This window comes from uncultured Methanobrevibacter sp., assembly GCF_937906425.1.
Classification (GTDB): Archaea; Methanobacteriota; Methanobacteria; order Methanobacteriales; family Methanobacteriaceae; genus Methanobrevibacter.
The window spans coordinates 1-5,097 of record NZ_CALCYR010000147.1 but is presented as its reverse complement, the minus strand read 5'-3'; the positions used below and the strand labels follow the sequence as shown (position 1 = coordinate 5,097).

The window sequence follows — 5,097 nt, the reverse complement described above, 5'->3', positions numbered from 1 at the left end:
ATTTTAAAAAAGATTTAAAAAAAATAATTAAAATTAATCAAAAATGTTTAAAAATAGCTAAAAGGTTTTAAAAATAAAAAAAGAAAATAAAAGAAAGATCTTTTATTTTCAAAATGAACTGTCTATACGTCAGCAAAGATTTGGTCTTCAGTTAATGGTTCTTTTAAAAGACCTAATTCTACTTCAATATTCATGAAGTCCATTACTTTTTGTTTGTAATCACTGTCTAAACCGGATACGAAAGTAGTGTCTGCAAGTACGCCTGCTTGTAAGTCTGCATCTGGTACGATGTCTTCAGGTAACATTTTTGCAGCTTCCGCTGGGTTTTCATTAGTGAAGTCAGTAGCGTTAGCGTGTGCTTCCAATACCTTTTGAAGTGCTTCAGCATGATTATTAATATAATCTTCTCTTGCTACAACTACACAACATGGGTGTCCAGGTAAGATTTCAGAAGTATTTGCAACTAATTGACCGTCTCCGCTAGATACAGCAATAGAGGAATATGGTTCCCAAATAATCATAGCGTCAATTTGACCAGCTTTTAAAGCGTCAGTCATTTGAGCAGCTTTCATTGTGGTGAATTCAACATCATCAGTACTTACTCCATTTTCCTTTAATGCATAAGTCAAGAGCATGTTTTGGATGGATGCTTCACCAGGAGTTGCTACGGTTTTACCTTTTAGGTCTGCAATGGAACTGATTCCAGAGTTTGCACCTGCAACAATAGCGCTTCCTTCAATTTGAGCACCGGATACAACTTTTACAGGAACTCCTTGTTCAATGGAAGACATTACAGGAGTGATTCCTGCGTAACCAACATCAATATCTCCACTTGCCATAGCAGTCATTAAGTCTCCACCATTGTTAAATTGAGTAAGTTCAACAGTAAGACCTTGATCTTCAAACATTTTCTTTTGCTCTGCAACAAAAAGTGCGGTATCGTGATCGGAAGGTAAGTGACCGATTCTTACAACATTGTCACTGGAGCCGTCACCGGTTGCAAAATAAGCACCTACAGCTATAATAGCTACAATTATAATAGCAATAATTGCAATAATTTTTTTATCCATTAGACTCACCTAATATATTAAAAAATATCTTATTGAATATTAACAATTTTCTAAAAACCATTTTTAAAATCAAAACACAACTAGACAAATGTAAATTAATTAAAAACCAAAAATCTGGAAAAATAATTAAGAAAAAATCCTAATTAAAACCAAAAATCTGGAAAAATAATTAATTCATTTTAAATCCAGCAAATAAAAGATTTTAAAATAAAAAAATCTGAAAATTAATTGATCATAAAATAAATTAATAAATAGATTTTTTAAAATAATGAAAAGTCTTCAAAAGAGTTTTATGGTTTCATTAAATCAAAGAATCTATTTATTTAATTTTTTACAATCAATGAAAAATATTCAAATTTGGACGAAATTGCAATTCAATAAAAAATCATAATAAGAACTAATTTTTTTAAAACAATAACTTCAAAAAAGTATTAATGAAGTGCCAATATTTTAAAAATACTTATTACTTATATAAAGATTGTATAAATGCCATATATAATGCTTTTCATTAAATAAAGGACTGTAACTTTAATAGTACAATAACTAATAATATAACACTGATTTATTTCATAAAAAAAGAAATTTAAAGACAATAATAAAATAAACAAAAATCGTGCATCAAGCATAAGTGAAAATAGAAACAAAAATAGATAAAATGAGAAAATAAAGTCCATATTAAAAGAGTTAAACAGTATTATAACAATCGTTAATCACACCAATATGCTAACATAAATGAACTGTAAAAGTTACAAAAATAGAAAATTTTGTACTGATATGCTAACATCAGCATCTGAAAAAATGTTCTAAATTATTAAAACAAAACTTTGAAATCTCTTAAAAAAACTGATTTTTTTAAAAAGAAATTAGACTTTTCAATCGATAAAAGATATTATATGCTCTAAATTAATTAAATAAAAATCTGTATAATCAGGTAAAAAAATAAAAAATTTTTTAATTCTCATCCAAGTCAAAGAATTCTGGATTGCTCAATAATTTTTCCCTAAACAATTTAGAAATTCTGGAAATGCATTGTCTGCTGTAATCCAATTCTTCAGACAACTGAGTTGTGGTTTTTTTATCCAAGTTAAACAGGATATATAACATTATGTTGAGAGGAATTTTACTTTTATGAAAAATTGTGCCTGAAAAATCATTAAAGTTAGTTCCACAGTCTTTACAAGAGTATCTACGAGTTCTACCTTGTATTCCTCTATTATTAATATTATATGATTTGCATTTAGGACAATAAACCCCATTAACCCACCTAACACTCCTAAAGAATGCCATAGCTACAAGATCATCCGGAACTTCTGCGTTAGGATTAATAATATCTTTCATAATGAAATATATTATTTTAAAAATATATATAAGTTTTGAAAAAATTTATAAACTTACACATTTTGTATAAAAAAAGATTAGAATATTAAACAATATAGAAAATTAAATTGAAAAAGCAAAACAAAGAAAAAAGAATAGTGAAAAAAATGAAAAAAAGTTAAAAAACAAGCTAAAACTAATAAAAAGTAAAATAAGTTAAAATAAATTAAAAATAGCTAAAAATAATTAAAAATAATAAAAATAATTAAAAATAACTAAAAATAAGTAAAAATAACTAAAATAATTAAAAATAAGTAAAAATAATTAAAAATAGCTAAAAATAATTAAAAATAATAAAAAATAAGATAAAATTAGTAAAATAAGATAAAATAAGTAAAAAAAGTAAAATAAAAGTGAATTTAAAAAACTATAATAATTCACTTCTTAAATCAATAGTGTCCTTTAAGTCTGGTCCAGTTGAAATAATGGTAACTGGAACACCGGTTTCCTGTTCAACCTGTTCAATAAACTGTTTGGTTTCTCCAGATAAAACGTCAAAGTCTTGGGTTCTGGCACAGTCAGGATATAATCTGTCAACACAGGTTAAAGCTATTTGAGTAGCACCATTGATTCTGCATGATTCCTTTGCAAGTTCAAAGTCAAAAGTACCTACTCTTCTACGTCTGCCGGTTACAACACCATATTCTTCAATACCTAAAGCTTCTGCTTCCTCTTGACTCATTTCAGTAGCAAAAGGACCTTCACCAACACGGGTAATGTAAGCCTTGAATACATCAATGACCTCATCAACCTTGGTAGGGCCGATACCGACATCAGCAGCAAAACTACTTGCAGTAGTGTCCTTACTGGTTACAAAAGGATAAGTACCATAGAATAATGAAAGAGCGAAACCTTGAGAACCTTCAATAAAAACATCTTCACCATTTTCCAAAGCTTCATTTGCTGCAAGGGAAACATCAGTTAAATAATCAGCAAGTTCTGGAATGTCCTCTGCTCTTTTAGCAGTTCTTAAAACCCTATCAGCATTAGCTGGTCCGCAACCGGATCCAGTACTGCCAATCTTTTTAGCCAAATGTTCAGAACTTTTATCCCTTTCCTTATGTTCAGGACCAATAATGGAACAACGTGGATCAACATAAGTTCTTTCTGCAACATTATATTTGCTTAAATAGTCTAATTCATGCATGAAAACTTCAGGGTCAACCAAAACACCAGCACCAATAAGCAATTTAGCTTCAGTTTGAACAAAACCAGATGGGACAAGTCTTAAACCGTATTTTTCTCCATTGAATTCAACAGAATGTCCTGCATTAGGGCCTACTCCTGCACGAGCAACAATATCCGGCTTGTCCTTATCACAAAGGTAAGTAATACATTTACCTTTACCTTCATCTCCCCAAGCTCCTCCAACTAATATACTACAAGTCATTAAAATTCTCCTTTTAAATAATATCTAATAAATCTTTGTTTTTAAAAAGTTTAACTTATTAAAAATCTATAATCGGCAAATAGACCTTTAAATAAAATTGTAATCATGAAATTAAATTTTAATAGAATTATTAAAAATTTTTCATTGAAAAAACCTAAATTTTTATAAAAAAATTAATTAAAATTAATAGTTCATTGACCATATATATTTTATTTTTCAATGTTTATAAACTTTTACTTTGAAAAAAATTTTAAAAAAGCTTAAAAAAATCATAATGATTGAAAACTATACAATTGTTTAAAAAAGCTTAAAAAAATCATTATGATTAAATTATACAATAGTTTAAAAAAAAAGCTTAAAAAAATCATAATAATTAAAAATTATACAATAGTTTAAAAAAAGCTTAAAAATAGTTAAAAATCATTAATAAAATACAAAATCTATTTAAAATTAAAAGAAAAAAAGTAAAAAGATTTAATTAAAAAAATCTTTTATTGCTTATTCAGCAGTTTGATCATTGATTAACAATTGGGTCAAGTAATTTTGTTTTCCAATCATTTTACATAAATCAAGTTGTTGTTCGCTCCAGTACATGTCCTCTTCTTCGTCCTTAAGATAAACTTTCATTAAGTCAAGAGTTGTGGAGTCTAAGATTCCGGATTCAATGATTTGGTTAATAAATCCGATTCCTTCAACTGAAACTTGATAATCAGCTTCAATGAATTCAATGATATCCTTGTAGATTGGTTTTTCTTCTTGTGCTTCTTGTTTGAGTTCCCCGCCTAAATCAAGAATACGGTCCATGAATTGTTCTACAAAGCCCATTTCCTCATCAGCATGATTTGCGTATTTATCTCCTAAGGATTGGAAACCTAAATCTGCAAAAATTTTAGATTGAATTCTGTGACCAATTGAATTTGAGGTTAAACCTGTGACAATTGCTTGTAATACTTGAATAGTTTGTTCTTTATCTGACATTATATCACCTAATATAAGACTTAAGAGTCTTAAGTCTATAGAAATTTATATTCCTAATATTATTTAAACTTAACTAAATCATTTAAAATTAAAAAAGAGATTTAAAATGTAAAAAACTGAATAAAAATAATAAGAATAAACTAAATCAAGACAAATAAAATTTTAAAATGTTTAAATTTAAGAAAATAATAAAAATTAGGTAAAAAATTAAAATTAAAAAAATAATGAAAATTAATCTAAAAAAAATTAAAAGTTAAAAAAAATAATGAAAATTAATCTAAA

At 27.2% G+C, this 5,097-nt stretch carries 4 protein-coding genes; all 4 read right to left on the bottom strand.

The window, feature by feature from the left end:
• Positions 1-122: 122 nt before the first annotated feature.
• Complete coding sequence (locus Q0138_RS04180) at positions 123-1,070, bottom strand: ABC transporter substrate-binding protein (protein ID WP_297981352.1); 948 nt, start codon at positions 1,068-1,070, stop codon at positions 123-125.
• 951 nt (positions 1,071-2,021) lie between these two features.
• Positions 2,022-2,408, bottom strand: coding sequence for a transposase (locus Q0138_RS04175; protein ID WP_297981350.1), 387 nt, complete (start codon positions 2,406-2,408; stop codon positions 2,022-2,024).
• A gap of 406 nt (positions 2,409-2,814) precedes the next feature.
• A complete protein-coding gene (locus Q0138_RS04170; protein WP_297981347.1) occupies positions 2,815-3,837 on the bottom strand; it encodes an adenylosuccinate synthetase in 1,023 nt (340 codons plus the stop codon).
• Positions 3,838-4,335: 498 nt separating this feature from the next.
• Positions 4,336-4,815: a ferritin-like domain-containing protein gene (locus Q0138_RS04165; protein ID WP_297981344.1), complete on the bottom strand. Its 480-nt coding sequence runs from the start codon at positions 4,813-4,815 to the stop codon at positions 4,336-4,338.
• Between the last annotated feature and the right edge of the window lie 282 nt (positions 4,816-5,097).